This window comes from Micromonospora matsumotoense, from assembly GCF_900091525.1.
GTDB classification, from domain to species: Bacteria; Actinomycetota; Actinomycetes; order Mycobacteriales; family Micromonosporaceae; genus Micromonospora; species Micromonospora matsumotoensis.
On record NZ_FMCU01000011.1, the window covers coordinates 134369 to 157461 of the forward strand.

The window sequence follows — 23093 nt, forward strand, 5'->3', positions numbered from 1 at the left end:
CAGACGCTATGGGCTCCGTCCGCGTCGCCATCGTCGGTGTGGGTAACTGCGCCTCGTCCCTCGTGCAGGGCGTGGAGTACTACCGCAACGCCGACCCGAACGACCGCGTCCCGGGTCTCATGCACGTCACCTTCGGCGACTACCACGTATCGGACGTGGACTTTGTCGCGGCGTTCGACGTGGACGCCAAGAAGGTCGGCATGGACCTCGCGGAGGCGATCGTCGCCAGCGAGAACAACACCATCAAGCTCTGCGACGTGCCGCCCACCGGCATCAGCGTCCAGCGCGGCCCGACCTTCGACGGCCTGGGCCAGTACTACCGCGAGATCATCGAGGAGTCCGACGCCGAGTCGGTCGACGTGGTCAAGGCGCTGCGCGACGCCCAGGTCGACGTGGTCGTCTGCTACCTGCCGGTCGGTTCCGAGCAGGCCGCCAAGTTCTACGCCCAGGCCGCGATCGACGCCGGCTGCGCCTTCGTCAACGCGCTGCCGGTCTTCATCGCCTCCGACCCGGAGTGGGCGCAGAAGTTCACCGACGCCGGCCTGCCGATCGTCGGTGACGACATCAAGAGCCAGGTCGGCGCGACCATCGTGCACCGCGCGCTGGCGAAGTTGTTCGAGGACCGGGGCGTCGAGCTGCTGCGCACCTACCAGCTCAACTTCGGCGGCAACATGGACTTCATGAACATGCTGGAGCGCACCCGGCTGGTCTCGAAGAAGATCTCGAAGACCCAGTCGGTGACGTCCCAGATCCCGCACGAGATGGTCAAGAGCGACGTGCACATCGGCCCGTCGGACCACGTGCCGTGGCTGGACGACCGCAAGTGGGCCTACATCCGCCTGGAGGGCCGCTCCTTCGGTGACACCCCGCTCAACGCCGAGCTGAAGCTCGAGGTGTGGGACTCGCCGAACTCCGCCGGTGTCATCATCGACGCCGTCCGGGCCGCCAAGATCGCCCTGGACCGCAAGGTCGGTGGCCCGATCCTCTCGGCCTCCTCGTACTTCATGAAGTCCCCCCCGGAGCAGTACGCCGACCACGACGCGCACGCCGCCGTCGAGTCCTTCATCAAGGGCGACATCGAGCGCTGACGCGCCGACCACCAGCACCACCGAGGGCCGGGTCCGTGCGGACCCGGCCCTCGCGTGTTCAGCCCGCCATCTCCAGATACGGCGACAGCCGCAACGTCAACTCCTCGACCGAGTCGACCTCGCCGCTGGTCAACGCATCGGTCAACGCCATCCGGTCCTTGGCCGGCATGGTGAGGACGAAGCCGGAACGTTCCAAGCGGATGTCCGCCGCCGTCCAGGCGAGACTGGCGTTCCACATGTCGAGCGGCCGCCAGATCATGATCGCGTGCAGGAGTGCCGCCGCCTGGTCCAGCGGTGTCGGATATACCCGGCCCTGCAGCAACTGGGCGTGGGGACGCGCCGCCGAGGCGAAGAGAATCCCACCGTCGCGCACGATGGTCCGGGGAGATGTGCTGTCCGCGAGCAGGAGCAGCAGATCCTCGGCGTCCGGCCAGGCCCGCGTCACCGGTCGCCCAGCATTTCGTAGAACTCGGCGTTCCGCTCGCGAACCCGGCGCGCGGCCTGGCGGGTCCACTCGTCCCGGTCGTGCCGGTCCAGGTAGGCCTGCACCGCCACCTCGACCGTCTTGTGCATCGACCGGTGCTCCGCCTCGGCGAGTTCCTTGAGTCGCTGCTCGACCTCGGGCTTCAGGTTCAGGGTGAAGGCCATACCAGAGTTGTATAACTCGCCCGTCGGCTGGTCAACCACGCTCGGCGTCACGTCTCCTCCTCACTGGGTAGTCCAGGACGATGGTGGCGAGGATCGCTCGGATCGGGGCGGACGGACTGTGCGATCAGCCGGTCGAGCAGATCCACTCGGCCCACTCCGACGCCCGACCCGAGCGCCGCCAGGAAGCCACGCTCCACGAGCCGCCGCGCCTGGCAGGGGAACGGTGCCCCACAGGTGCACCCGCCGTCGTCCGCGAGTAGATGACAGCGGTGCAGCCGGTGACTCCATCGCCAGATAGTCGGTGACACGCACTCGGCCGGCGGATCGACCGGCGGCTCCTCCGGATCGAAGCTGAGCCGCATCAGCCCACCGCCGACCCGAGTCGCCACCGCCAGGCCCAACTGAGTAGCGGTGCCGGCCGTGCTCGCCCACGCCGGTGCGGGGCGAGCCAGCGCCGCAGCGCGCAGCGCCGCTGCGGGGGTACCGGATCGAGCACCGGCAGACCCAGCTCCACCAGGCGATTCGCCGCCGCGTTGGCCGACGGACACGGGACGACGGCCAGGCAGACCCGGCACTGCTGGCTCTCGGGATCGGCGACGTGCGCGGTGATGATCTCGTGTGCGGCGCGGCTCTCCACCCGCGCCCGGGTTTCGTACAGGCCCACTGGCACCCCTTCGCCAAGGGGCGGACGCACGGTCCCGGGGTCACCACCACGAGGGGGATTCGCAGCGGGGTTCCGCACGTCCGCCCGGCTCGGGGCCGGTGGTGCGCCATCAGCTCAGCGCGTCACCGGCCCAGGAAACCGAGTGGGTACGCATCGCGAAGCGCGCCGGCACCCGCTCCGTGCGGGTACGACGTGGTAGACAGTCGGGGAGTCGTTCCCCGGGACGCCGGCCATCGCGTTGCGCCTCCCGTTCGGCTCGTTCCCGGACCGGGGTGGGCATGCCGCCAAGCCGTCCCACCCCGGTCCGTCCTCATCTCGACCTTCGATCACCTTCGATCACCTTCGGTAATCGCAGCCACACGCAGAATGCAGCATGATGGAACGTCATGCAAGCTTGCATCGGTGGAATGTTTTCGAGATGCTCTACAAGGTCGGAGGGAGGTGGGGAGAGGACATGCCGAACGAACATGCGTCCACGCTCCGCGCTCAATGGCTCGGTCAGCAGCTCCGCGAGATGCGGGAGAAGTCCCGGCTGACGCTGCGGGATGTGGGCGAATGCCTCAACCGCAACGCCAGCACTGTCAGCCGGATCGAATCCGGCATGCTGCCGGCCCGGGTACCAGAGGTGTTGACCTACCTCGACGTATGCGGGATCGACGACCCGAAGAGACGTGACGACCTCAAGACGATGGCGCAGGACGTGTGGCAGAAGGGTTGGTGGGATGGACTCGCCGCCAACGTCGCCGCATCCCTGATCGATTGGATCTGGCTGGAGAGTCGAGCCACCGCGATCGACTCCTTCCAGGATTCGGTCATCCCCGGCCTGCTCCAGACCAGGACATATGCCGAGACCGTCATCCGGGCCGCCGACGAGGATCTCGCGGACGATCAGCTTCACCGCTTCGTTGATCTGCGCATGACCCGTCAACAGCGGTTGAGTCAACCCGATCCGATCCGACTCTCGGTCATCATCGATGAAGGTGCGCTACGCCGGATGGTCGGCGGGCCCGAGACGATGCGCCCCCAACTCGCCCATCTCCGCGAGATGGCCGGCTGGCCGAACGTCGAGATCATGATCCTGCCGCTCACCGCAGGAGCCCACGCCAGCCCGAACGGCGCCTTCGACGTCTTCCGGATGCGCCGGCCCTATCCACCTGCCGGCTGCATCTCCACCGTTGTCGGAACAGTCGTGGTCGAAGGGGAGAAGGCCGATTCGCTGCACCAGCGCTACGATCGACTGCGTCGGACGGCGCTGCGCAACGGTGCCGTGCAGCGGGTTCTCTTCGATCTGGAAGCACGTCTGGAGTGAGCGCATGGCGATGGTCAACCCCCTCACCAACGCCGGACTCCCCGTGGCCTGGCATGTCAGCACCCGCAGCGGCAACGGCGACGGTAACTGCGTCGAGGCCGGGCCGGTGCTGGACGGCAGTGGCCGGTTCGCCGTACGCGACAGCAAGGACCGTGGCGGCCCGCTTCTGCTCTACCCCGCCGCCGGCTGGGCCGCCTTCGTCACGGACCTCCGCGCAGGTCGCCTCGCCCCACTCCCCTGACCCACCGACCCGCCGTACCTCCATGGTCAACTCCATTGTGCCGATACTGCGGTATCCGCTCACCGCCGACACCGCTACATCGGCCCAACTGCGAGGGCATAGGCGAGGGCTGGCCTTTACCCGATCAGGACCAGGCACGGCGCAGGGCGACGCCTGCCTCCAACTCCAACAGGGTCACCTTGCGGGGTAGGCCGCCACCGAAGCCGACCAGCTTGCCGCCCGCACCGACGATCCGGTGGCAGGGGACGATCACCGGCACCGGGTTGCGGTTGCAGGCCACCCCGACTGCCCGCGCCGCGCCGGGATCGCCGACCCGCCGGGCCACCTCGCCGTAGGTGAGTGTCTCCCCGTACGGGATGCGGGTCATCTCCCGCCAGACGGCACGCTCGAACTCGGAGCCGCGCGGCATGACCACCGGCACGGTGAACCCGGTCAGCTCACCGGCGAAGTACGCCCTCAGCTCCGCGACCACCCGACCGGCCAGCGTGTCGCCGGGCTCGTCGTCGGCCGACGTGACCCGGCCGAAGTGCGTGCCACAGACCGCCGTCCCGTCGGTGGCCACGGAGAACTGACCGATCGGCGAGTCCAGCACGGTCCAACGCATGCCGGCCATTCTTCCCGCCCCGCCGGGACACCGGCCGGTGACCCTAGCTCCCGTACGAGATGGTCCATCCCTTGCCGTCGAAGACGGCCTTCGCGCTGGTCATGCCGGCGGGGTACGACACCTGCGCGGGTGTGGTGAGTTCGGAAATGTCCATCACCTCGCTGCTCTCGAAGCTTCCGAAGGCGATCCAGTAGGTGGGCTTCGGGTCGAACTCGACCCCGGCGTTCGTCAGGGTCGGCACGACGAAGGTGCCGGCCCCCGACATGCCGATACCCACACTTCCCTGGTCCTGGTCGCCCGCCCCCGGGACAGTGGCGTCCTCCTTGATTATCAGACTGCCATTGTTTCCCGAGGAGTTGGTCGGCCCGAATTCGAAACCGCCGCCGACGTAGGAGAGGGTGACCAGGTTGTTCTGGGTCAGGTCCGCAGAAAGGGTCTGACCGGCCACGAACTGCGTTCCGGGGACAAGCGCCCCGACCTGACCCCAGACAAAGTTGTAGTCGATGTTCCACTGGTATTCGACGGTGGTCGACGGGTGGCACATCTTCGACATCCAGGCGAGCGTGACCGCGTCGCTCGGGAGGACGGGCATCTCCTGGAAGAGGATGGCGTTCATGCCGTCGAGCGCCGAATTGTTCAGGATCGTAATGCTGTACCCGACCGCACCCGGCGGGGCTGAGCTGGCCCGAGAGACGCCCTCGCGCGCCCCGGCCGCCGCCGCCCGGCCGGCAGGACCCGCACCGAGCAGTGCGGCACCCAGTCCTGCACCCAGCGCGACAAGCCCGTCCCGCCGACTGATTCTGAATTCCTTCATGAACCCTCCTCGCTCGCAAAGAACGCCCCTGCTGGCGCCCCCTGGAGAGGAGAGGTACGCGTCAAGACTCGATTTATCCGAAGCTTCATCTCGGATCAGCAATTTGGCGTTATCAATATGTTAGATAGGAGTTACCGCAAGCGCAAGGGATTCCCCCTCGCGCGGAACGGTCAACTCCCATCTGCCGATAGTTGCGCGGGAAAGTAGTTCTATTTAAGCGCCGTGCAGGGGAAGGCGCTTCAGGTGCGGTGCGGCGCAACGGGCCGCCGCCCCGATCCCGGGACGGGTGCCCGACGCCTCCCCGTCGGTCCCGAGCGGGACCCAGGCGGGAGCGGTCGGCAGGCGACGGCGACAAAAATGCGTCGGACGAGGCAAGGTTCAGCCGCCGCCGGGCGTCTTTGGTACGGAGGTGAGCGGTGACCGAAGGCACCGACGGGGAGTTCACCGCGTTCGTCAACGAACGGGGGGACGCGCTGCTGCGCGTCGCGTACGCGCTGGCGGGCAGCCAGCACGCCGCCGAGGACCTGTTGCAGAATGCGCTGGCCAAGGCGTACACCCGGTGGCCCCGGATCCGGGGTGACGCCGAGCCGTACGTACGCCGGATCCTCTACCACGACCAGGTCTCGGGCTGGCGGCGGTTGGCCCGGCGACGTGAGGTGCCGGTGGCCGTGCTGCCGGAGCGGCCAGGCGAGCGGGACAGCGGTCACGACAGCGAGCTACGGATGCTGCTGCGCGACGCGCTGCGGACGCTGCCGCCCCGGCAACGGGCGGTGTTGACCCTGCGCTACCTGGAGGACCTCAGCGTGGAGCAGACCGCCGCGATCCTCGGGTGCCGGGCCGGCACGGTCGCCAGCCAGGCATCGCGCGCCCTGGCCCGACTTCGAGAGTTGGTGCCGTCCTTCGATCCCGCCAGCAGTCCGGAGGTGAAGCGATGAACCGGCCGGCGGAGGATGCGCTGCGGGCAGCCGTACACGATCTCGCCGAGGAGGCCCGACCCGCAGGGGGGCTGGCCCTGGCGGCGCTGGCCCGGGGTCGGCGGCGGCGGGCCCGGCGACGGGTCGCCGCAGCGGGCGCCGCGGTGGTGGCGGTGGCCGTCGTGCTGGTGCCGCTCGTGCTGCTCCGGCCGGACCGACCGGTCCAACCGGCCCGACCCACGCCGAGCCCCACACCCAGCACGATGCTGCTGCCCACCCCCGGTGCCGACTGGTCGACCCGGCCGCTGGCGCTGCCCGGTGGCTGGGTGGTCACCGGCGGCGTGACCCGCGGCACCGGGTACGTGCTGGATCGCACCCGGTCCCGCTACGTTCGTGCCGGCGGATACGCCGAGGTGTGGCCGGCCCCCACCGGCACGGTCACCGCCGTGCGGGACGAGCAGCGCCCCGGCCAGCTCGGCCTCGCTGACGCGGCCACCGGGAAGCTGCGCTGGCAGCGGGTCCCGGGGGTGATCCACCACCTGCAATGGTCACCGGACGGCCGCCGGCTGGCGGTGACCGTCCTGCGGGGCCAGATGAAGCGCCTCGGCGTGCTGGAGGTCGGCGGGCGTTACCGGGAGTACCTGGTGGACCCCGTCAGGTACCTCTGCACCGACTACTGCGCCTTCACCTGGACCCGGGACGGCCGGGAGGTGACGTTGCCACTGACCGACAGCTTCGTGCCCCGGTCCGAGAGCAGCCGCCATCCGCGTTGGGGGGTGCAGTTCTTCTCCGCCGACGACGGACGGCCGACCCGGTTCGTCAAGATCCCCGGCGACCCGGCCGGCCCGTGGTCCTGGTCGCCGGACGGGAACCGGGTGGTGGTCCAGGGGCAGCGGGAACCGCTGCTGGTCGACGCGGTCACCGGCACGGTGCTCGGCCCGCTGCCGGTGGCCGAGGTCGCCTGGGTCGGCGACGACCGGCTGCTCTACCGGCGGCCCGGCGGTTACCGGGACGTCGTACTCGCCGACCCCGCCGGCCACGAGCTGCAACGGTTGCCGCTGCCGAGGGAGTTGGCCGAACGGACGGTGTCCATCGCCCCCAAATGATCACGCGGAACGTTGCGTCGGGTCGCTACCGTGCAGGTCGTGGCCACGGGGACGCTCATCTTTCTGATCATCGGTGGGGCGGGCGTCGGCGTGCTGGCGCTCGCCCTGCTCGGCGGCGAACTCCTGCACTTCGGTCATCCCGGCGTCGACGGTCCGGTCTCCGTCGAGGCGGTCGCCGGCTTCCTCGGCGCGTTCGGCTTCGGCGCGGCCATCGTCAACGAGCTGCTCGGCGGGCGTACCCCGGGGATGATCGCGGCGGCGGTCGGTGGCGGCGCGCTCGCCGCGGTGCCCACCGCGTGGCTGGCGGGGCGGCTGAGCCGGGCGGCGCGCGACATGCGCACCGACGCCACCCCCACCCGGGACGACCTGGTCGGCGCGCTCGGCCTGGTGGTCACCCCGATCCCGACCGGCGGCTACGGCGAGGTTCGGGTACGCGTCGCCGGCCAGCCGGTGAAACTCAACGCCCGTGCCGACGAGCCCATCCCGCTCGGCGCGCAGATCTTCGTGGTGCAGACGCTGAGCGAGACCAGCGTGCACGTCGAGACCTACTGACCCTCTTCTCGCAGAGACGGAACCCCCCATGCCTCTCCTCATCGCCATCGGTGGCGCGGTCGTCCTCGCCCTCGTCCTCGTGATGTTCGTGCTCTCCCGGATCAAGGTGGCCGGGCCGAACGAGGCGTTCATCGTCACCGGCCGCAAGGGGCGGACCACGCAGACCGCCGACGGCGGCCGGTCCACCGACAACTCCGGCCAGAAGGTCGTGCTCGGCGCGTCGGTCTTCGTCCTGCCGGTGGTGCAGAAGCTCCAGTCACTCGACCTGTCCAGCCGCCGCATCGACGTGGGCATCCGGGGCGCGGTCAGCAAGCAGGGCATCCGGGCCGACCTGCACGGCGTGGCCATCGTGAAGGTCGGCGGCACCGAGGACGCGATCCGCGCCGCCGCCCAGCGCTTCCTGCACCAGCAGGACGAGATCGACAACTTCACCCGGGAGGTGCTGGCCGGCGCGCTGCGCTCGATCGTCGGTCGGCTCACCGTCGAGGAGGTCATCCGGGACCGGGCCGCGTTCGCCAACGCGGTCGCCGAGGAGGCCGAGCACTCGATGACCAACCAGGGGCTGGTGCTGGACACCTTCCAGCTCCAGGACATCCTCGCCGAGGGGTCGTACCTGCAGGACCTGGGTCGGCCCGAGGCGGCCCGGGTGCTCAAGGACGCCGCCATCGCCGAGGCCCGCGCCCGGCAGCAGGCCGAGCAGGAGCGGCTGCTGGCCGAGGAGGCGATCGCCGAGGCGAACCGGAACCTGTCGCTGAAGCAGGCTGGCATCCAGGCCGAGATCGACGCGGCGAAGGCGAAGTCGGCGGCGGCCGGGCCGCTCGCCCAGGCCGAGCGGGACCAGGCGATCCTCTCCGAGCAGCAGAAGGTGGCCGAGCGCAACGCCGAGCTGAAGCAGCGCCAGCTCGACACCGAGGTGCGCAAGCCGGCCGACGCGGCCCGGTACAAGGTGGAGCAGGAGGCGGAGGCGGCCCGTAACGCGGCCGTGCTGAGCGCCGACGCGCAGCGGCAGGCCACCATCGCCGCCGCCCAGGCCTCCGCCGAGCAGGCCCGGCTCACCGGTGAGGGTGAGCGGGCCCGCCGGGCGGCGCTGGCCGAGGCGAACGCCATCGAAGGCGCCAAGGAGGGTGAGGCCGAGCAGCGGCGGCGGTCCGCCATCGCCGAGGCGGTCGAGCGGGAGGGTCAGGCCGAGGCCACGGCCATCCTGGCCCGGGGTCAGGCCGAGGCCGACGCGATGGCCCGCAAGGCCGAGGCGTTCGCCGCGTACGGTGAAGCCGCCGTGCTGGACCTGCTGGTCCGGGTGCTGCCGCAGGTGGTCGAGGCGGCCAGCGCCCCGATCGGCGCGATCGACAAGCTGACGGTGATCTCCACCGACGGGGCGTCCTCGCTGACCAAGTCGGTGGCCGGGAACGTGGCCCAGGGCCTCCAGCTCGGCTCCGACCTCACCGGCATCGACCTGCCGGCCCTGCTCGCCAAGCTGGGCTCGGCGTCGGCCGGGTCCCCGGCCAACGGCAAGTCGCCGGTCGAGGGCAGCGCGGTCGAGACCCGCTGACCCGACGACGAAGGGGGCCGTCCGGAATCCGGACGGCCCCCTTTCGGGTACGTCAGCGCAGGCCCTGGTCGTGGGCCCAGCGCAGCAGCTCCACCTCGGCCTCGTCGCGGTCGAGCGGGCCGCGTTCCAGGCGCAGCTCCTTGAGGTGCTGCCAGGCCCGGCCGACCAGCGGACCCGGCGGCACCCCGAGCAGCTCCATGATCGCGTTGCCGTCCAGGTCGGGTCGGACCCGGGCCAGGTCCTCCTCGGCGGCGATCCGGGTGATCCGCTCCTCCAACGCGTCGTAGTCGGCGGCGAGTTGGGCGGCCTTGCGCCGGTTGCGGGTGGTGCAGTCCGAGCGGGTCAGCTTGTGCAGCCGGTCCACCAGGTCACCGGCGTCGGTCACGTACCGGCGGACGGCCGAGTCGGTCCACTCGCCCCGGCCGTACCCGTAGAACCGCAGGTGCAGTCCGACCAGCTTGGTGACCTGGCTGGTGACGTCCTTCGGGTAACGCATGGCCTTCAGTCGGGCCTTGGTCAGCCGGGCACCGACCACCTCGTGGTGGTGGAAGCTGACCCGACCGTCCGCGCCGACCGCCTTGGTGGCCGGCTTGCCCACGTCGTGCATGAGCGCGGCCATCCGGAGCACGAAGTCACAGCCGTCCGTCTCGTACGACACCGCGTTGCTGACCACGGTCAGGGTGTGCTCGTAGACGTCCTTGTGCTGGGCGTGCTCGTCGATGGTCAGCTTGAGGCCGGTCAGCTCGGGCAGGAACCGGTCGGCCAGCCCGGTGTCGACCAGCAGCCGCAGCCCGGTGATCGGGTCGGTGCCGCAGAGCAGCTTGGTGAACTCGTCGCGGATCCGCTCGGCGGTGATCCGGTCCAGGTCGGCGGCCATCGAGGTCATCGCCGTACGCACGTCGGGGTGGACGGCGAAGCAGAGCTGGGCGGCGAACCGGGCGGCCCGCAGCATCCGCAGCGGGTCGTCGCCGAACGACTCGGCGGGCGTGCCGGGGGTACGGATGATCTTGGCGGCCAGATCGTCCAGGCCGCCGTGCGGGTCGGTGAACCGGTGCTCGGGGAGGCTGACCGCCATCGCGTTGACGGTGAAGTCGCGCCGCCGCAGGTCGTCGGTGAGGTTGGTGCCGTACTCGACCACCGGGTTGCGGCTGACCTGGTCGTACGCCTCGGCGCGGAAGGTGGTGATCTCCAACCGGAGGCCGTCACGCTGACAGCCGATGGTGCCGAACTCCCGACCGGTCTCCCAGATCGACTCGGCCCAGCCCTTGATGATCCGCAGCGTCTGGTCGGGGTGGGCGTCGGTGCAGAAGTCCAGGTCGTCGCCGAGCCGGCTGAGCAGGGCGTCGCGCACCGAACCACCCACCAGGTGCAGCTCGTGCCCGGCACGGGCGAACCGGCGGCCCAACTCGTCGGCGACCGGCGAGACGCGGAGCAGTTCGGCGACGGCGTTGCGCTGCACGGTGGTCAGCTCACGGCGTTCGGCGGCGTGGGGTGCGGAGGCTTCGGACATGGGATCGCCAGCCTATCGGGCGGGGACGGGAACCGATCCGCCGGGCGCGGGTATCGGGGCCGGGTTGACTATGGTCATGGCGTGCGGACCGGTACCGCGTCCGACGTATCCCTGGGAGGCTGGAGATGAGCGGCGGGCTCTACCGCAGCGCGAACGCCGCGCAGGGTGACGACGGGCTCCGGCCGTACGACGGGGCGACCTTCATCTCCGCCGAGCCGCTGAACCAGCCGGGGGTGGAGGCGACCGCGCCGCCGCAGGAGGTGGTCGCCGAGACCAGCGCGGCGGCGAACAGCGCGGTGATGGCGGTCGGCAGCCTGGTCAGCCGGGGCACCGGTTTCATCCGCAACCTGATGATCGGCGCCGCGCTGGGCAGCGCCGTCGGCGACGCGTTCACCACCGCCCAGTTCCTGCCCAACCAGGTGTACGAGTTCCTGCTCGGCGGCGTGCTGACCAGCGTGCTGATCCCGGTGCTGGTCCGCCGACGCAAGGCCGACCCGGACCGGGGCGAGGCGTACGCCCAGCGGCTGCTGACCCTCGCGGTGCTGGCCCTCGCGGTCACCGTGGTCCTCGCCCTGCTGCTGGCCTCGACCCTGACCACGCTCTACGCCGGCGGCAAGAACCAGGACTACACCGGCCTGGTCACGAACCTGTCCTACCTGATGCTGCCGATGCTGTTCTTCACCGGCCTCAGCGCGTTGATCGCCGCGGTGCTGAACACCCGGGGGCACTTCGCCGCCCCGATGTGGGCGCCGATCCTCAACAACCTGGTCGTCATCGGCACCTTCGGCCTCTACATCGTGGTGTACGGCGCGAAGGCGCTGGGTCCGGAGGGCATCGGTTGGGACCGGATCCTGCTGGTCGGCGGGGGCACCCTGCTCGGCGTGGCGGTGCAGGCCGCCGGGCTGCTGCCGGCGCTGCGCAAGGTGGGTTTCCGGTGGAAGCTGCGGTTCGACTTCCGCGAGCTGGGCCTGCGCGAGCTGGCCCGGCTCGGCGGGTGGATGTTCTGCTACGTCGCGGTCAACCAGCTCGGTCTGTTCGTGGTGGTCAACCTGCTCACCCGGGCCGCCGGTGGCGACGAGGGCAACGCCGGCCTGCTGATCTACAACAACGTCTTCCTGCTGCTGATGATGGCGCACGGCATCATCGCCGTCTCGATCATCACGGCGCTGATGCCCCGGATGAGCGCCGCCGCGGCCGAGGGCCGGTTCGCCGACGTCACCGCCGACCTGTCCCGGGGCACCCGGATGGTGACGGCGGTGCTCGCCCCGATCGCGGTCTGCTACGCGGTGCTGGCCGGCCCGGTCTCCGTGGTGGTCTTCCGGTACGGCGCGTTCACCGGTGACAACGCGCTGGCCACCTCGCTGGTGCTGCTGGTCGCCGCGCTGGGCCTGGTGCCGTTCGCGATCAGCCAGCTGTTCACCTTCGCCTTCTACGCGCTGCCGGACACCCGCACCCCGGCCCTGGTCAACATCCCGGTGGTGATCCTGCGGGTGGCGGTCCAGATCGGGGTCTTCGTCGCCTTCTCGGCCACCTTCGCGGCGGCCGGCATGATGCTCGGCAATGCCATCTCGTACGTGGCGGCGGCGGTGCTCTCGGCGATGCTGCTGCGGCCCCGGGTCGGCCGGATCGGGTTGGGCCGGATCATGCGGACCGTGGGCAAGGTCGTCGTGGCGGCGCTCGGCGCGGCCCTGGTCGGTCTGCTGGTGGTCAACCTGCTCCCCGGCGATCCGGGCAACCTGAGCTGGACGGCGGCGGCGGTGCGGCTGGTGCTCGGCGGTGCGGTGATCGGCGGGACCTACCTGGGTCTGGCCACGGTGCTGCGGATCGGTGAGATCACCGAGGTGGTCGGGATGGTGCGTCGCCGACTCGGCCGCTGATCCACCACCCACCGGGGTCCACCACCCACCGGGGTCCGCAGCCCACACCGGGGGTCCACCGGACAGGGGACACGCAGGGTGAACGAGGATCACCCGCCTGGGGACACGCCTGTGGATAACTTGGTTAACCCCCGCTCAGTCACCGTAAGGGCCTGTGGACAACCAACCGTACGGCTGAGCATGTACGGCCGTTCGGGGGGAACCTGACCTACCGCCGACGGGTTGTCACCGGTGGGTCGGCCCACAGGCCGGCGGCTTGCGGTCAGCGTCTAGATTGGCCAGTACATGTGCCAGCAACGCGGGCGAGAGTGGCGGTAAACGGACTTAACCCCTCATATACGACAGCCTGTTGAGCGCGGCGGGAAGATGACATGTCGGGATGACGGGCGGTCCGGGTAAGGTCGCTCTCGACGGGCACGGCAGGTGGCCGACGCCCGTGTCGACGCCGCCGGCCGGTTCCATCGACGGCGGAGCGGGAAGCCACATGCCCAGCAGCGCGGGTCCATCGATCGACACGATCACCGAGGGAGGACGGGTGACCCAGGTCGGCGAGGGTCAGGAGGCGGAGGAAACTGCTCCTCCGGTCATGACCTTCGGTGCTCCCACAGCCGGTGAGATCCTCGCCGAGCGGTACGAGCTGGTCGAGCACATCAACAACGACAGTGCCGGGCGCCTGGTCTGGCGGGGGGTCGACGTCATCCTGCGCCGGCCCGTGGCGGTCGTGCTCCGCTACCCCGGTGGCGACTCCGCCACCGAGATGCTCCAGGCCGCAGTTGCCGCCAGCCGGGTCATCCACCCCAACCTGGTCGGCGTCTACGACGCCATCGACGAGGACGTCCGGGCGTACGTCGTCCGGGAGTGGGTCGACGGTCGGTCCCTGCGTGAGCTGGTCGCGGATGGTCCGTTGGACCCGGCCCGTGCCACCGCCATCGGCAACGCGGTCGCCAGCGCCATCGCCGCCGTGCACGCCACCGGGATGGTCCACGGCAACGTGCACCCGGGCACCGTGATGATCAGCGACGACGGCCGGGTGGTGCTGGCCGACGCCCGCACCGACGGCGAGGACAGCCAGGAAGCCGACATCCGCGCGGTGGGCGGCATCCTCTACTTCGCCCTCACCGGGCACTGGCCGCACGCCGAGGCGCCGCTGCGCGGCGCGACCGCCGGCCACGGCCGGGCCGCCATCCCGGACGCCGTCCGCGACGCCAGCGGCGCCATCGCCGCGCCCCGGCAGGTCCGGGCCGGCGTGCCGGCGTACCTCGACGACCTGACCATGGACCTGCTCGACGCCGAGATCGCCCCGCCGTCGTCGGACGTGCTCTCGGCCGAGCTGGGCCGGCTCGACATCCCCGCCGAGGACCACTTCCTCGACCAGACCGGCACCATCCGGTTCACCGCCGACGGGGTCGAGGACCGCTCGCCGCTCGCCGCCGCAGGTGGTCGGAAGGTCGCCATCGGCATCGCCGGTCTGCTGGCGGTCGCCCTGGTCGGCCTGCTCATCGGCATCGCCACCCTGGGCAACGACGACCCGGAGACCGAGCCGGTGGCCCGCCCCTCCGCCAGCACCCCGGCCGGCGACGCCACCCCGGCCCCCGTCGTGCGCAAGCTGACCATCCAGGACATCCGGATCGTCGACCCGGACAGCCGGCAGCGCAACGAGCTGAGCGACGCCGAGAAGATGATGGACGGCGACGAGAACAAGGGTTGGGAGACCGACACCTACTACTCGGCCAACTTCAGCAACTACAAGAAGGGCATGGGGGTCTGGATCGACCTCGGCGCCCCGCACACCGTCAAGTCGCTCACCGCCACCCTGTCGGACTCCGGCGTCTCCGCCGCGCTGTTCACCGGCGTCGGTGACTTCCCGTCCAGCTCGCAGGGCGACAAGGACCTGGTCAAGGGCTTCAAGACGCGGATCGGGCAGCCGTTCGAGCAGCACGACGGCACCAAGATGGCCTTCGACGGCTTCGACCCCGAGCAGAAGTACCAGTACCTGCTCTTCTGGATCACCGAGCTGCCCTCCACCGAGCGGGGCTTCAAGCTGGGCGTCCAGGAGATCTCGGTCCAGGGATCGTGATCTGCCGGCCGCGACCCCGTCACCGCCTCCACCGGGCGTGGTGATGGTCGGTCGCGGCGGGCATCCACCCGATCCGGCGACCGGCAGGTCGTCGGCGAGCGTGGTGCCGCACACCGAGACCACCGACCTGGACCTGCTCCGTGCCCATGTCGCCGGTGACCGGGACGCCTTCACCGAGCTGTTCCACCGGCACCGTGACCGGCTCTGGGCGGTGGCCCTGCGGACCACGGGCGACCGGGAGGAGGCGGCGGACGCCCTCCAGGACGCGCTGCTCTCCGCCCATCGCGCCGCCGGCCGGTTCCGGGGCGACTCCGCCGTCACCACCTGGCTGCACCGGATCGTGGTCAATGCCTGCCTGGACCGGATCCGCCGTCGACAGGCCCATCCCACCGTCCCGCTGCCCGACGGGAACCACACCGACGACGCCCGTGGCACCGGCGGCGTCGAGCCGGTGGCCCCGGCCACCGACCACGACACCGCGCTGGTGGTACGCCAGGCGCTGGCCGGGCTGCCGGTCGAGCAGCGGGCCGCGCTGATCCTGGTGGACGTGCAGGGCTACCCGGTGGCCGAGGTCGCCCGCATCCTCGGCGTCGCCGAGGGCACGGTGAAGAGTCGCTGCGCCCGGGGCCGGGCCCGACTCGCCCGGGTGCTCGGGCACCTGCGCGCCGGCGGTGCCGACCCGTCGTCCCGCCCGGCCGGCACCGGATCGGCCGGCGCGACCGCACCGGGCGGGCACCTCCGGACGGGTCGGGACGTTTCCGACGTCACACCCGGGAACCGGCAGCCGGCCAACGGCGTCCGATCGGGGTCGGGGCAGGCCCGGCGGGGCGCCATCCAGGAGGAGACGTGACGGGCCGGGAGTTCAGGGAGGTCGACCACGACCTGCTCGCCGACTATGTGGGCGGGGCACTGGACGGCACCCCGGAGCAGACCGTCGTCGCCCGCCTGGTCGCCGAGGACGCGGCCTGGGCCGACGCACACGCCACGCTGGCCCCCGCCATGGCCCGGGTACACGACGAGCTGACGGGTTGGGGTGCCGCCGCACCGGAGATGCCACTGGCCGTGCTGGAGCGGCTCACCGCCGTGCTCGCCGGTGCCGGTCCGGCCACCACCGCGTCCACCGACGACGCCGAGGCAGCCGACCGCACCGACCGGCCCGCCGGGACAGGTGGCCCGGTGCCGGCGCAACCGGGCGGGCGGCGTACCCCCGGCGGTCGGTCCGGGGACGGCCGCGCCGATTCGTCGGGGCCCGGCCGACGGCGGCGCTGGGCACGGCTCGCCGGGCCGGTCGGCCTCGCCGCGGCGTCGTTGGCCGCGGTGGGATTCGGCGTGGCCCACCTGCTCGACGGCGCGGCCGCCCGGGACTCCGCCGCCTCGACGATGGCCGGGCCGGCGCAGGACAGCGCGGAGAACGCCGGCCGGGGATTCCGGTTCACCGGTCAGACCCAACGCAGCGGCATCGACTGGTCCCCGGCGACACTGAACGGTGCCTCGACCGCCCCACTGCCCCGCCCCGTCACCCCGCCGGGTTTCCAGCCCGGGAACGGGCCCGGCGTCACCACCCAGATCAGCCCCACCGCCCCCACTGCGGCCGAGAGCAAACGCCTGATGGCCCCCGGCGGGCTGGACCGGCTGACCGGCCGGGCGGCGCTCGACGCCTGTCTCGCCGACATCGCGGCCGAGCACAACCGGGGGCCGGTCGCCGTCGAGGTGGTCGACTACGCCACGTTCAACGGCCTGCCGGCGGTGGTGGTCCGCTTCACCGATCCCCGCGGTGGGCGGTGGGCGTGGGCGAGCGGTGCGGAGTGCGGTGTGCCGGGGTCCGGCGCGGACACCCGCTACCAGGCGCAGGTAGGGTGAGGGCCCGGTCACCGCTCGTCCCGCATCGCGTGACGTGACCCACCGGACGACCGGTCCGGGAATCCCCGGTTCGTACGATGACGTTCTGCAAGTCAGCCGCCGACGTCATTGAACCGTCGGCGCTCGGATCGACGTCGGTGCGCCGCCGATGTCGTACACACACATCGGGAGACGGCAGTGGACGAGGTCCGCAACCTGATCATCATCGGCTCCGGGCCGGCCGGCTACACGGCGGCGGTCTACGCCGCACGCGCCAACCTGAAGCCACTCGTGATCGAGGGTGTGCAGTCCGGTGGTGCGTTGATGACCACGACCGAGGTGGAGAACTTCCCCGGTTTCGCCGACGGCATCCTCGGCCCCGAGCTGATGGACAACATGCGCAAGCAGGCCGAGCGGTTCGGGGCGGAGTTCCTGACCGACGACGTCACCCGGGTCGAGCTGAAGGACACCGGCGACACCGGCTCCGGCGCGGTGAGCACCGTGTGGGTCGGGCAGACCGCCTACCGGGCCAAGGCCGTCATCCTCTCCACCGGCTCGGCCTGGCGTCCGCTGGGCGTGCCGGGTGAGCAGAAATACCTGGGGCACGGCGTGTCGTCCTGCGCCACCTGTGACGGGTTCTTCTTCCGCAAACAGCACATCGTGGTGGTCGGCGGCGGTGACTCCGCGATGGAGGAGGCCAGCTTCCTCACCCGGTTCGCCGAGTCGGTCACCATCATCCACCGGCGCGACTCGTTCCGGGCCAGCAAGATCATGGCCGACCGCGCGCTGGGCAACGACAAGATCAAGGTGGAGTGGAACAGCACCGTCGAGGAGGTGCTCGGCGACGACGGCAAGGTGACCGGCGTCCGGGTCCGCAACGTGCACACCGGCGACGTCAAGGTGCTCGACGTGACCGGTGTCTTCGTGGCGATCGGCCACGACCCGCGCAGTGAGCTCTTCCGCGACCAGGTCGAGCTGGACGACGAGGGTTACGTGAAGGTGCAGGCACCGAGCACCCGGACCACCGTGCCCGGCGTCTTCGCCGCCGGTGACGTGGTCGACCACACCTACCGGCAGGCGATCACCGCCGCCGGTACGGGCTGCGCCGCCGCCCTCGACGCCGAGCGGTTCATCGCCACCCTGAGCTGAACGCTCGCAACACAACAAACTGAGGAGGAGGGTCATAGTGGGAGCAACGAAGGTCGTCACCGACGCCAGCTTCACCGCCGACGTGCTGAAGTCCGACAAGCCGGTCCTGGTGGACTTCTGGGCCGAGTGGTGCGGGCCGTGCCGCAAGGTCTCGCCGCTGCTGGAGGAGATCGCGGGCGAGATGGCCGGCCAGGTCACCATCGTCAAGCTCAACATCGACGAGAACCCGGAGACCGCCCGCGCCTACCGGATCATGTCGGTGCCGACCCTCACCATCTTCAAGAACGGCGAGCCGGTGCAGTCGATCGCCGGTGCCAAGCCGAAGGGCGAACTGGTCCGGCTGATCGAGTCGGCGCTGTAACACCGGCGTACCACCGGAACCCCGTACCCCACCGGGTGCGGGGTTCCGGTCGTCCCGGCCGCTGACCTGCGCGAACCGTCGGTCGGACCGCACCGGTCACGGTACGCTCCGTAAGCGCTGGTCCGCCGGACGCACAGCGTGGCCGGCGTTGAGGTGCCCGGCAGCCAACCTCCGAGGGGGTCCTGCGTGCGTCCGATCCGATCCGGTGACCGCGGCCCGGCAGTGACCGAGATCCGTGCGGTCCTGACCGGCCTGGACCTCCTCGCCGCCACCCCCGGCGACGAGTTCGACGTCGCCACCGAACGCGCCGTCCGGGCCTTCCAACAGTCCCGTGGGCTCAGCGCCGACGGCCGGGTCGGCGCGGAGACCTGGCGGGCCCTGGACGCCGCCCGCTGGCGGCTCGGCGCCCGCACCCTCTACCACGCGGTGCCCGACCCGCTCACCGGTGAGGACGTCCGGTCCCTGCAGGAACGACTGTTGGAGATGGGGTACGACGTCGGTGGCGCCGACGCCGTCTACGGCGTGCGCACCTCCCGGGCGGTGGCCCAGTTCCAGCGCGAGGTCGGGCTGAAGCCCGACGGCTCCTGTGGCCCGTACACGATGGGCGCGCTGCGTCGGCTCGGCCGCAAGGTGGTCGGCGGACGCCCCCAGTGGCTGCGCGAGTCCGACGCGATCCGGCAGTCCGGCCCGACGCTGGTCGGGCGGACCGTGGTCATCGACCCGGGACACGGCGGCACCGACCCCGGCGTGGTGGTGCCCGACGGGGCGCTGCGCTGGACCGAGGCGGACCTGGTGCACGACCTGGCCAGCCGGCTGGAGGGACGGCTCGCCGCAGCCGGGGTACGGGTGCAGCTGACCCGTGGTCCCGCGCCCCGGGACTGCCTGCCGGACGTCGACCGGGCGGAGCTGGCGAATTCGCTCGGCGCCGACGTGTTCATCTCACTGCACACCGACGGCCACCCCGGCCCGGCCGCCGACGGGGTCGCCACCTACCACTACGGCACCGACAACGGTGTCACCTCGGCCACCGGGGAACGGCTCGCCGGGCTGGTGCAGCGGGAGATCGTCGCGCGGACCGGGCTGCGGGACTGCCGTACCCACGCCAAGGCGTGGGACCTGCTGCGGCTGACCAGGATGCCGGCCGTCCGGGTCGAGGTGGGCTACCTGACCTCCCCACAGGACCGGGCCCGGCTGGTCGACCCCCGGTTCCGGGACCGGGTCGTCGAGGCGATCATGGCCGCCGTGCAGCGGATGTTCTTCCCGATCGAACGGGACGTGCCGACCGGCTCGATCGACGTGAGCACGCTGCGGGCGGTGGTGGCCGCCGGCGCCGTCCGCGACTGAGCGGTCCCGCCCGACTGGCGGGACGGGTCGACCGGTGCGGCGCGGGGTGGTTCAGCCGGCGCTGGAGCGGGTCGCCGGGGCGGGGCGGACCGGGCGGAGCAGGCTCTCCGGGCTCATCGAGCCGAGCAGCTTCTCCAACGCGTACTCGACGTCGGACTTCCAGCTCAGCGCGGTGCGCAGCTCCAACCGCAGGCGTGGGTAACGGGGATGCGGACGGACCGTCTTGAAGCCCACCGAGAGGAAGAAGTCGGTCGGGGCGACGCAGGCCCGGACGGTGTCGTCCGGCTCGTCACCGAACTTCGCGTCACCGAACGCCTCGATCGCCTTGATCCCCCGCTTGGTCAGATCCCGGGCGACGCCCTGCACCAGCATCCGGCCCAGCCCGCCGCCGGCGAAGGCGGGCACCACGCTGGCGGTCATCAGCAACGCGGCGTCCGCCGAGACCGGCGAGGTCGGAAAGGCCATCGAACGGGGCACGTAGGCCGGCGGCGCGTACAGCACGAAACCGGCGGGCATCCCGTCGACGTACGCCAACTTGCCGCAGGAACCCCACTCCAGCAGTGTCTGGGAGACCCACGCCTCCTTCTCCAGCCCCGGGTCACCGTTGGCACAGGCCCGCTCGGCGGAGACCGGGTCCAACTCCCAGTAGACGCACTGCCGGCACGGGCGAGGCAGGTCCTCCAGGGTGTCGAGGGTCAGACTGACCAGACGTCGCGACATCAGCGCATCCCCACACTCAGGCTCGGAGGCGAGACCAGCCCACAGCGGCAGCAGCACCGGCTGCATCCCCGACGAGCGATCGTACGCCGACTGCCGACCGTACGGGAGGGGACGCGCGAATCGCCACCCGGGCCGGGGGACGGACGTCCGGGATGTGGACGGGGGCCACATCGTGACCGACGACCGGCCCGGCGGGGACTACGATCGACCGACCGGCGTCCCCGCGCCGCCATGGTCGTCGGCACCGCGGGTACCCCAGCGGGCGGGAGCCCGACCGACACCCGATCGAGGTGATGTCATGACCGGCACGACGCTCGACGACTACACCGACCGGTACGCCCGGCGGGTCCGGGGCATGACCGCCTCGGAGATCCGGGCCCTCTTCGCGGTGGCCAGCCGGCCGGAGGTCGTCTCGCTCGCCGGTGGTGCACCATACATCGCCGCGTTGCCGCTCGACGCGGTCGGCGAGATGCTCGGCAAGCTCGGCAGCGAGCACGGCGTCACCACCCTCCAGTACGGCATCGGCCAGGGCACCCTGGAGCTGCGCGAACGGATCTGCGAGGTGATGGCGCTCTCCGGCATCGACGCGTCCTGCGGCGCCTCCCCGGACGACGTGGTGGTCACCGTCGGCGGGCAGCAGGCGCTCGACCTGGTGGCCCGGCTCTTTCTCGACCCGGGTGACGTGGTGCTCGCCGAGGGCCCGACCTACGTCGGCGCACTCGGGGTGTTCCAGGCCGCCCAGGCGCAGGTCGTGCACGTGCCGATGGACGACGACGGGCTGATCCCGGAGGCCCTGGAGGTAGCGATCGCCGATCTCGCCCGCACCGGCCGGCGGGTGAAGTTCCTCTACACCATCCCCACCTACCAGAACCCGGCCGGCGTGACGCTGAGCGAGGAACGGCGGGAACGGGTGCTCGACATCTGCGAGCGGGCCGGCCTGCTGGTGGTCGAGGACGATCCGTACGGTCAGCTGGGTTTCGAGGGCGAGGCGCCCCGGCCGCTGCGGGCCCGCCGCCGCGACGGGGTGTTCTACCTGAGCACCTTCTCCAAGACCTTCGCCCCCGGGCTGCGGGTGGGTTGGATCCTCGCCCCGCACGCGGTACGCGACAAGCTGGTCATCGCCAGCGAGGCGCAGATCCTCTGCCCCAGCGGCTTCGCGCAGGCCGCCGTCACGACGTACCTGTCGACGATGCCGTGGCGCGAGCAGCTCAAGATCTACCGGGAGGTCTACCGGGAGCGGCGTGACGCGCTGCTCGGCGCGCTGCACGACCTGATGCCCGAGGGCACCACCTGGACCAGGCCCACCGGTGGGCTCTTCGTCTGGGCCAGCCTGCCCGACGGGCTGGACGCCAAGGCGATGATGCCGCGTGCCATCGCCGCCCGGGTCGCCTACGTGCCGGGCACCGGTTTCTATGCCGACGGCACCGGCACCGGCAACATGCGGCTCAACTTCTCCTTCCCCACCCCGGAGCGGATCCGGGAGGGCGTACGCCGGCTGGCCCGGGTCATGGAGCAGGACCTCGCCATGCGTCAGGTCTTCGGCACCGTCGGCCCGACCGGTAGCCGACGGGGTGGCGCGGACGCCCCCGGCCCTGACTTGGCATGATTCCCGCATGGCTGCCATCCCCGCCGAGCGCTCCCTCGTGACCGATTCCGCCGCCGCAACTCCTGCGGCCACCGGCTCTGCCGCCACCGAGCTGCACGTCCTGGTGCTGGCCGGCGGCCTGTCGTACGAGCGGGACGTCTCCCTGCGGTCCGGCCGGCGGGTCCTCGACGCGCTGCGCAGCGCCGGGGTGGAGGCGGAGCTGCGGGACGCCGACGTGGCGTTGCTGCCCGCGCTGGCCGCCGACCCGCCGGACGCCGTGGTGATCGCCCTGCACGGCGCCACCGGCGAGGACGGCTCGCTGCGCGGGGTGCTCGACCTGTGCGACGTCCCCTACGTCGGCTGCGACGCGCGGGCCGCCCGCCTCGCCTGGGACAAGCCGTCGGCCAAGGCGGTGCTACGGGAGAACGGCATCCCCACCCCCGACTGGGTGGCCCTGCCGCACGACCGGTTCTCCGAGCTGGGCGCGGTGGCGGTGCTCGACCGGATCGTGCAGCGGTTGGGGTTGCCGCTGATGGTCAAGCCGACGCAGGGCGGCTCGGGCCTCGGCGCCGCCGTGGTGCGGGATGCCGCCGCACTGCCGGCCGCCATGGTCGGTTGCTTCGCGTACGACTCGACGGCGCTGGTCGAGCGGTACGTGGCCGGGATGGACGTGGCGGTGTCGGTGCTCGACCTGGGCGACGGGCCGCAGGCGCTGCCGCCGGTGGAGATCGTGCCCCGCAACGGCGTGTACGACTACGCGGCCCGGTACACCGCCGGCCGGACCACCTGGCACGCGCCGGCCCGCCTCGACCCGGCCGTGGCCGGTGCGGTGGCCGAGGTGGCGTTGGCCGCCCACAGCGCGCTCGGGCTGCGCGACCTCTCCCGCGTCGACCTGATCGTCGACGGGGACGGCCGACCCCACGTGCTGGAGGTCAACGTGTCGCCCGGCATGACGGAGACGTCGCTGCTGCCGTTGGCGATCCAGGCTGCCGGGCTGGACTTCGGTCAGGTCCTCGGCACTCTGGTCGGCCAGGCCGCAGCCCGCCGCTCCTGATCCCTACGCACCACGTCTCCCTCGACCGGTCCGCCCGGCTCGATGCCCCGGCTTCCTTCCGGGACGGGTCGGTGCCGGCGCTTTTCCG

At 71.4% G+C, this 23093-nt stretch carries 24 protein-coding genes; 16 read left to right on the forward strand and 8 right to left on the reverse strand.

The genetic code is table 11. The features are described 5' to 3' along the window. The first annotated feature begins 8 nt into the window (after window positions 1–8). A complete protein-coding gene (locus GA0070216_RS21510) occupies window positions 9–1088 on the forward strand; it encodes an inositol-3-phosphate synthase (protein WP_091249082.1) in 1080 nt (359 codons plus the stop codon). A gap of 58 nt (window positions 1089–1146) precedes the next feature. Here GA0070216_RS21510 and GA0070216_RS21515 read toward each other — a convergent pair whose 3' ends face one another. The 4 genes from GA0070216_RS21515 to GA0070216_RS33930 form a co-directional block, all read right to left on the reverse strand. Continuing rightward, window positions 1147–1533, reverse strand: coding sequence for a hypothetical protein (locus GA0070216_RS21515; protein WP_091249085.1), 387 nt, complete (start codon window positions 1531–1533; stop codon window positions 1147–1149). Beyond that, window positions 1530–1736 (reverse strand): ribbon-helix-helix protein, CopG family, encoded by a 207-nt coding sequence (locus GA0070216_RS21520; protein WP_091249088.1) that lies wholly within the window; start codon window positions 1734–1736, stop codon window positions 1530–1532. Before GA0070216_RS21520 ends, GA0070216_RS21515 begins: the two co-directional genes overlap by 4 nt. A 361-nt stretch (window positions 1737–2097) precedes the next feature. Next, on the reverse strand, window positions 2098–2400 hold the full coding sequence (locus GA0070216_RS21530; protein ID WP_091249094.1) for a hypothetical protein: 303 nt from the start codon (window positions 2398–2400) through the stop codon (window positions 2098–2100). 109 nt (window positions 2401–2509) lie between these two features. After that, the gene (locus tag GA0070216_RS33930) at window positions 2510–2698 is read right to left on the reverse strand and encodes a hypothetical protein (protein WP_141723154.1); all 189 of its coding nucleotides are present in this window, start codon (window positions 2696–2698) and stop codon (window positions 2510–2512) included. Window positions 2699–2854: 156 nt separating this feature from the next. On the opposite strand from GA0070216_RS33930, the gene GA0070216_RS21535 reads away from it, so the two are divergent. Further along, window positions 2855–3709, forward strand: a complete 855-nt coding sequence (locus GA0070216_RS21535; protein ID WP_091249362.1) for a Scr1 family TA system antitoxin-like transcriptional regulator — start codon at window positions 2855–2857, stop codon at window positions 3707–3709. Between the two features lie 4 nt (window positions 3710–3713). Then, window positions 3714–3950 (forward strand): DUF397 domain-containing protein, encoded by a 237-nt coding sequence (locus tag GA0070216_RS21540; RefSeq protein WP_091249098.1) that lies wholly within the window; start codon window positions 3714–3716, stop codon window positions 3948–3950. 124 nt (window positions 3951–4074) lie between these two features. Here the strand turns inward: GA0070216_RS21540 and GA0070216_RS21545 are convergent, their stop codons facing one another. Together GA0070216_RS21545 and GA0070216_RS21550 are read right to left on the reverse strand one after the other, a co-directional pair. Beyond that, a complete protein-coding gene (locus tag GA0070216_RS21545) occupies window positions 4075–4554 on the reverse strand; it encodes a methylated-DNA--[protein]-cysteine S-methyltransferase (protein WP_091249366.1) in 480 nt (159 codons plus the stop codon). A 43-nt stretch (window positions 4555–4597) separates the two neighbouring features. Further along, a complete protein-coding gene (locus GA0070216_RS21550; protein ID WP_176739073.1) occupies window positions 4598–5368 on the reverse strand; it encodes a hypothetical protein in 771 nt (256 codons plus the stop codon). Between the two features lie 416 nt (window positions 5369–5784). On the opposite strand from GA0070216_RS21550, the gene GA0070216_RS21555 reads away from it, so the two are divergent. Genes GA0070216_RS21555 through GA0070216_RS21570 form a run of 4 tightly spaced genes read left to right on the forward strand, consistent with a single transcriptional unit; the run spans window position 5785 to window position 9489 of the window. Beyond that, on the forward strand, window positions 5785–6303 hold the full coding sequence (locus GA0070216_RS21555) for a SigE family RNA polymerase sigma factor (protein WP_091249103.1): 519 nt from the start codon (window positions 5785–5787) through the stop codon (window positions 6301–6303). Then, on the forward strand, window positions 6300–7388 hold the full coding sequence (locus GA0070216_RS21560; RefSeq protein ID WP_091249107.1) for a TolB-like translocation protein: 1089 nt from the start codon (window positions 6300–6302) through the stop codon (window positions 7386–7388). Before GA0070216_RS21555 ends, GA0070216_RS21560 begins: the two co-directional genes overlap by 4 nt. A gap of 30 nt (window positions 7389–7418) precedes the next feature. Then, window positions 7419–7940 carry a hypothetical protein gene (locus GA0070216_RS21565; RefSeq protein WP_245722629.1) on the forward strand — a complete coding sequence of 174 codons (522 nt, stop codon included), beginning with the start codon at window positions 7419–7421 and terminating at the stop codon, window positions 7938–7940. Between the two features lie 28 nt (window positions 7941–7968). Beyond that, window positions 7969–9489, forward strand: coding sequence for a flotillin family protein (locus GA0070216_RS21570; RefSeq protein ID WP_091249113.1), 1521 nt, complete (start codon window positions 7969–7971; stop codon window positions 9487–9489). Window positions 9490–9541: 52 nt separating this feature from the next. On the opposite strand, the gene GA0070216_RS21575 is transcribed toward GA0070216_RS21570, so the two are convergent. After that, a complete protein-coding gene (locus GA0070216_RS21575; RefSeq protein WP_091249117.1) occupies window positions 9542–10999 on the reverse strand; it encodes a CCA tRNA nucleotidyltransferase in 1458 nt (485 codons plus the stop codon). Between the two features lie 125 nt (window positions 11000–11124). On the opposite strand from GA0070216_RS21575, the gene murJ reads away from it, so the two are divergent. The 7 genes from murJ (at window position 11125) to GA0070216_RS21610 (ending at window position 19646) form a co-directional block, all read left to right on the forward strand. Continuing rightward, entirely contained in the window at window positions 11125–12876 is a 1752-nt protein-coding gene (gene murJ / locus GA0070216_RS21580) for a murein biosynthesis integral membrane protein MurJ (protein ID WP_091249121.1), read from the forward strand. A 484-nt stretch (window positions 12877–13360) separates the two neighbouring features. Then, window positions 13361–14953, forward strand: coding sequence for a protein kinase family protein (locus GA0070216_RS21585; protein ID WP_091249125.1), 1593 nt, complete (start codon window positions 13361–13363; stop codon window positions 14951–14953). 43 nt (window positions 14954–14996) lie between these two features. Continuing rightward, window positions 14997–15803: an RNA polymerase sigma factor SigM gene (gene sigM, locus GA0070216_RS21590; protein WP_091249128.1), complete on the forward strand. Its 807-nt coding sequence runs from the start codon at window positions 14997–14999 to the stop codon at window positions 15801–15803. Continuing rightward, on the forward strand, window positions 15800–16813 hold the full coding sequence (locus GA0070216_RS21595) for a hypothetical protein (protein WP_091249135.1): 1014 nt from the start codon (window positions 15800–15802) through the stop codon (window positions 16811–16813). The genes sigM and GA0070216_RS21595 overlap by 4 nt, the downstream gene beginning before the upstream one ends. Before the next feature lie 177 nt (window positions 16814–16990). After that, window positions 16991–17941, forward strand: coding sequence for a thioredoxin-disulfide reductase (gene trxB, locus GA0070216_RS21600; RefSeq protein ID WP_091249138.1), 951 nt, complete (start codon window positions 16991–16993; stop codon window positions 17939–17941). Between the two features lie 37 nt (window positions 17942–17978). Further along, window positions 17979–18302 (forward strand): thioredoxin, encoded by a 324-nt coding sequence (trxA, locus tag GA0070216_RS21605; RefSeq protein WP_067310719.1) that lies wholly within the window; start codon window positions 17979–17981, stop codon window positions 18300–18302. Window positions 18303–18488: 186 nt separating this feature from the next. Then, window positions 18489–19646, forward strand: a complete 1158-nt coding sequence (locus GA0070216_RS21610; RefSeq protein ID WP_091249140.1) for an N-acetylmuramoyl-L-alanine amidase — start codon at window positions 18489–18491, stop codon at window positions 19644–19646. A gap of 51 nt (window positions 19647–19697) precedes the next feature. Here GA0070216_RS21610 and GA0070216_RS21615 read toward each other — a convergent pair whose 3' ends face one another. Further along, on the reverse strand, window positions 19698–20366 hold the full coding sequence (locus tag GA0070216_RS21615; protein WP_091249369.1) for a GNAT family protein: 669 nt from the start codon (window positions 20364–20366) through the stop codon (window positions 19698–19700). A gap of 298 nt (window positions 20367–20664) precedes the next feature. Here GA0070216_RS21615 and GA0070216_RS21620 point away from each other — a divergent pair, with 298 nt between their 5' ends. Beyond that, window positions 20665–21972, forward strand: coding sequence for an aminotransferase-like domain-containing protein (locus GA0070216_RS21620; protein ID WP_091249144.1), 1308 nt, complete (start codon window positions 20665–20667; stop codon window positions 21970–21972). 37 nt (window positions 21973–22009) lie between these two features. Continuing rightward, the gene (locus GA0070216_RS21625; RefSeq protein WP_091249373.1) at window positions 22010–23005 is read left to right on the forward strand and encodes a D-alanine--D-alanine ligase family protein; all 996 of its coding nucleotides are present in this window, start codon (window positions 22010–22012) and stop codon (window positions 23003–23005) included. Window positions 23006–23093 lie beyond the last annotated feature (88 nt).

Excerpts from the sequence above, each read along its gene's own strand:
- GA0070216_RS21510 (WP_091249082.1), top strand. The coding sequence starts at position 9 with ATGGGCTCCGTCCGCGTCGCCATCGTCGGTGTGGGTAACTGCGCCTCG.
- GA0070216_RS21520 (WP_091249088.1), bottom strand. The coding sequence starts at position 1,736 with ATGGCCTTCACCCTGAACCTGAAGCCCGAGGTCGAGCAGCGACTCAAG.
- GA0070216_RS21535 (WP_091249362.1), top strand. The coding sequence starts at position 2,855 with ATGCCGAACGAACATGCGTCCACGCTCCGCGCTCAATGGCTCGGTCAG.
- GA0070216_RS21540 (WP_091249098.1), top strand. The coding sequence starts at position 3,714 with ATGGCGATGGTCAACCCCCTCACCAACGCCGGACTCCCCGTGGCCTGG.
- GA0070216_RS21545 (WP_091249366.1), bottom strand. The coding sequence starts at position 4,554 with ATGCGTTGGACCGTGCTGGACTCGCCGATCGGTCAGTTCTCCGTGGCC.
- GA0070216_RS21550 (WP_176739073.1), bottom strand. The coding sequence starts at position 5,368 with ATGAAGGAATTCAGAATCAGTCGGCGGGACGGGCTTGTCGCGCTGGGT.
- GA0070216_RS21560 (WP_091249107.1), top strand. The coding sequence starts at position 6,300 with ATGAACCGGCCGGCGGAGGATGCGCTGCGGGCAGCCGTACACGATCTC.
- GA0070216_RS21570 (WP_091249113.1), top strand. The coding sequence starts at position 7,969 with ATGCCTCTCCTCATCGCCATCGGTGGCGCGGTCGTCCTCGCCCTCGTC.
- GA0070216_RS21575 (WP_091249117.1), bottom strand. The coding sequence starts at position 10,999 with ATGTCCGAAGCCTCCGCACCCCACGCCGCCGAACGCCGTGAGCTGACC.
- murJ (WP_091249121.1), top strand. The coding sequence starts at position 11,125 with ATGAGCGGCGGGCTCTACCGCAGCGCGAACGCCGCGCAGGGTGACGAC.
- GA0070216_RS21585 (WP_091249125.1), top strand. The coding sequence starts at position 13,361 with ATGCCCAGCAGCGCGGGTCCATCGATCGACACGATCACCGAGGGAGGA.
- sigM (WP_091249128.1), top strand. The coding sequence starts at position 14,997 with ATGGTCGGTCGCGGCGGGCATCCACCCGATCCGGCGACCGGCAGGTCG.
- GA0070216_RS21615 (WP_091249369.1), bottom strand. The coding sequence starts at position 20,366 with ATGTCGCGACGTCTGGTCAGTCTGACCCTCGACACCCTGGAGGACCTG.
- GA0070216_RS21620 (WP_091249144.1), top strand. The coding sequence starts at position 20,665 with ATGACCGGCACGACGCTCGACGACTACACCGACCGGTACGCCCGGCGG.